At 49.7% G+C, this 3,572-nt stretch carries 6 protein-coding genes and 1 pseudogene; 3 read left to right on the plus strand and 4 right to left on the minus strand.

The window, feature by feature from the left end:
- Positions 1-243: 243 nt before the first annotated feature.
- Together Q0986_RS15335 and Q0986_RS15340 are read right to left on the minus strand one after the other, a co-directional pair.
- Positions 244-699, minus strand: coding sequence for a MarR family transcriptional regulator (locus Q0986_RS15335; protein ID WP_299412030.1), 456 nt, complete (start codon positions 697-699; stop codon positions 244-246).
- A gap of 181 nt (positions 700-880) precedes the next feature.
- Entirely contained in the window at positions 881-1,288 is a 408-nt protein-coding gene (locus tag Q0986_RS15340; protein ID WP_299412034.1) for an MAPEG family protein, read from the minus strand.
- A gap of 19 nt (positions 1,289-1,307) precedes the next feature.
- On the opposite strand from Q0986_RS15340, the gene Q0986_RS15345 reads away from it, so the two are divergent.
- The 3 genes from Q0986_RS15345 (at position 1,308) to Q0986_RS15355 (ending at position 2,322) form a co-directional block, all read left to right on the plus strand.
- Entirely contained in the window at positions 1,308-1,688 is a 381-nt protein-coding gene (locus Q0986_RS15345) for a hypothetical protein (RefSeq protein ID WP_299412037.1), read from the plus strand.
- Positions 1,685-1,825: a hypothetical protein gene (locus Q0986_RS15350; protein WP_299412042.1), complete on the plus strand. Its 141-nt coding sequence runs from the start codon at positions 1,685-1,687 to the stop codon at positions 1,823-1,825. Before Q0986_RS15345 ends, Q0986_RS15350 begins: the two co-directional genes overlap by 4 nt.
- Before the next feature lie 257 nt (positions 1,826-2,082).
- Entirely contained in the window at positions 2,083-2,322 is a 240-nt protein-coding gene (locus Q0986_RS15355; protein ID WP_299412045.1) for a VOC family protein, read from the plus strand.
- 210 nt (positions 2,323-2,532) lie between these two features.
- On the opposite strand, the gene Q0986_RS15360 is transcribed toward Q0986_RS15355, so the two are convergent.
- Both Q0986_RS15360 and Q0986_RS15365 read right to left on the minus strand, forming a co-directional pair.
- On the minus strand, positions 2,533-2,979 hold the full coding sequence (locus tag Q0986_RS15360; protein ID WP_299412049.1) for a hypothetical protein: 447 nt from the start codon (positions 2,977-2,979) through the stop codon (positions 2,533-2,535).
- 319 nt (positions 2,980-3,298) lie between these two features.
- Positions 3,299-3,572, minus strand: a pseudogene (locus Q0986_RS15365) (SAM-dependent methyltransferase); the annotation flags it as partial.

Raw genomic sequence — 3,572 nt, forward strand, 5'->3', positions numbered from 1 at the left:
GCTTTTTGTCGGAAGTCATTGCTATAGGGGGCGGGCATTGAAATAGGCAGAAAAGACATGGTCCTATTTTGTCCTAACTAGCTCCTCAATTGCTATACCACTTGGCGATCAGGCTATAGACAGTCAGACTGAGCACGAGTTGAAGGCCAAAAATTGTCAGCGTATTCATGGGATTTACCTCGATGTGAAATTATAAAAAAATCTGGACAGATAAAGTGTATATACACGTATTGGAGAAAAAAATTAATCCCCAACCTTACGGATAATGTCGTCGAGTTCTGCGAGGAGTTTGTGTACTTGATCAGTGCCGAGCAATTCCTCCGTTTTGGTTTGGGCTTCCTTCCAGTGGGGATAGGCTTCGGCTAAGCGTTGATGGCCTTGAGGGGTGAGGGAGATTTCCTTGACTCTGCGATCGCTACCGGGTTGGAACTGAACCAGTCCCTGTCGTTCCAGAGAGGCTAGGTTACGGGTGAGGGTGGTGCGATCTGTGGCCATTTTTTCAGAGAGAACGGTTTGTTTAATCGGTTCCCGTAAACCAATGGCATTGAGGAGGGTGAACTGAGTGGCCTTCAGCCCATGGGGGCGCAGAGCCTCATCATAGATTAGTCGAATCACCCGATCTGCTTTGCGTAAGTGATTGCAGAGACAGTAGTCTCGCGCCACTAAGGCAGCTTCAAGGGAAAGTTTGTCAGTACTCAATGGGTCTGCTAAAAGTTTGCTGTTTTCTAGAATAAGTGTATATGCACTTATTGGGCGCGGTCAAGGGAGTTTACAGAATGAAACGCTTACAGATCGGCTGTAGGTCTGTTTATAGATGCCAAGGAGACCTTCTAGCGAACTACCTACACCGGAATATAGCTTTGATGACCTTACTGCGTGCTTAGAAAACAACCTGAGTCCCGATCGCCAATACCGCTGCCCAAGAGGCCAAGTATAGAGGGGTTTGCAGATATGGCACACCGAGAATATAAACGCTGGCGTGAAACACCCGTGCCCAAAAGAAGATGGCAGCCCAAATCGCGACGATGGTATTGCTGTCAACGGATAAATACGCCGCCAGCACCACCGCTGCAAAAGCGGGCAGCGTTTCAACCATATTCAGATGCGTCCGTTGGGCGCGCTCTGCCCATACAGGAATGGCCGGGGCCTCGGCAGGAAATTTTTTGCTGGGATAGTTGCTGGCAAAGGCTGGAATGCCCCAGACAGAGATCCGGTTCAAGATATAGGGAATCCAGAGTAGGACACAAAATATGCCACTGGCCGCCAGATAGTACAGAGATGCATTCATAGTTTTTCTCCTGACTTGAATGAGTGGAAAAGTGGGAGTTGGATGTTGTGATTGCGAAGGCAAATCTTGCGATCGCACTCCCTCAGTTCAAAGACAACTTGGGGTCAACCGGACGGTCGTCCGTCAACAGCACTGCCCCCAACACCAATCCGCCATTGACGAGAAAGAACAGTTGCACCAGCCCCTCAAACCCAAAGTGCTGTTTCAGCAACCCTTGATGCTGGCCGTCCCGGAACGCCATCCCTTTGCCCAGCGGTCTTCGGTGCGCTTGGCTGATTTAGATGGGCAGCGCTTTATTGATCGGGTCAACTGTGAGTTTTTTCCCAGGAATGTCAGATGTTGGATGCAGCGAATATTCACCCACAAGTGGTGTATCGCGCCAGCCATGAGGAATGAGTGATTTCGTTGATTCAGGCGGGATTAGGGATTTGCGTCATGCCCCATTGGCAAGGCATACCGAGGATAGTCTATGTGCCCGTCGCTGATTTAGATTTTCAGCGGACAATTGGGGTGCGATGGCGGCAGTCTCAAACCTAGGATCTTGTCACGCAATTTTGTCGATTTGCAGCAAGTTATGATTGGCAATCTAGAGAAAAAGCATAACGGTTAATCGCAAGACGATCTTGCTAGGATCAAAAAGTACCCTAGGGAGACAGCCGATGATTCCCATTCGCGGCGTCTACGAAGTCGCTATTCGTGTACATGACCTTCCTCGGTCCGAAGCGTTTTACTGCCAGACTCTCGGATTGAAAGTAGGTCTCTGAGACGAGCAGCGAAACTGGCTATTCTTGCGGGTGGGGGATACCTCCGGGATGATCGTCCTGCAAGAGGATTGTGGCACCTGGCCCGCTCAACATCTTGCGTTCATGGTTGGTGAGTCCGAGATTGAGCAAGCCGCGCAGCAGCTTCGCAACAATGGCGTCGTTGTGGAAGGCCCCATATTACACGACTGGATTCCAGCGAGATCGGTCTACTTCGAGGATCCCGATGGTCATGCGCTTGAGCTTTGTGCAGTGATCCCAGAGGCCGTTTAACTGCAATTAGATGGCCCTGTGTTCCTCTAGCTTCCCTACTGCTTCTAGGAAAGTATCTAGCTGGTGGGAGGTGTATCCTCGATTTTGCCAACGCAGAGACATCAAGGCTTGCCCCAGTCCTTTACGAGTCACTGAGCCGATCAGAAGAGTCGCGAGATCGCAAACAGGGCCAACCTCAATATTCCTGAGTACTGCAAGCTATCGAAATAATTAAGAACGACGCACCGCCATAAACCAGACCCACCATAGTAAGAAAAGTTGTAATGGTATGCGAAAGAACAGATAGCGAGGGCCGTTAATATTTCCACCAAAGTCAACGGAATTTAAGGCCGCATAGATATTAGACGGAAGTACAGCAATCAAGAAGGTCAGTGTCAATAGACCACTCATCCGTCGGACTGATGGCCATATAAAGCCAAGTCCCAGAATAATTTCCATGATCCCGGTCATGTAAATGATCGGATAGCGCCCCGGAACCCATTCAGGTAGCATCTGCACCATGCCTTCGGCCAAAGCAAAATGACTGATTCCCGTAAAGATAAACAAAGCCGCAAAGGCAATACAGCCAGCGATACGAATCTGGCGGGGACGTTGGGTGATCGCTAATAGTCCCCAAGTCACAGTAAATACGCTGAGTAGTACAACTAGAACAACCATGTCGCTTCCTTATTGAGAGCTTGCCTGCCTCGTGGCGTTCGAGAAAAAGTCGTGAATGAGTTGGATACTCTACTACAGTTACCAGTGCAAAATGAGTGGCATTGCAGGTCGAAAGTCTTGGGTGTGACCCAGGGCACGATGATCCAACGTGATTTCCATCAGATGTTCACGAGCTGATTGGATGGATAGGCGATCGCACCTTGATGCCAACGCCAACACCCCGTGAGTATCAAAAGCCGTGTTCAATCAGCCGATCAGCCACCTTAGCGTCCGGCTCAACCAGTATAAAAACGTGATCCAGTGTCATGTTCATGGCCGTTTATGCAGGCTTCTTCGCCACGATGAACAGGACTTTGGCGTTACCGATGGGTGATTGATAGTCCCCCGCTTGCCATTGGTAATCGATCTCAAACCCTGCATCCGTCAAACTTGTCTCTAAGTCTTTTACTGTGAAGACCTTGACTAACGGAAAAAGTCCCAAGACTTTACCCACGGGGGCAATCAGCTTGAACCAAGCCATCGTATCCCCCAGACACACTGTACTGGTGATGAAACATCCGCCCGGTTGGAGCATTTTATGGACCTGAGCGATC

The organism is Acaryochloris sp. IP29b_bin.148, from assembly GCF_028285565.1.
In the GTDB taxonomy this organism is placed as follows: Bacteria; Cyanobacteriota; Cyanobacteriia; order Thermosynechococcales; family Thermosynechococcaceae; genus Acaryochloris.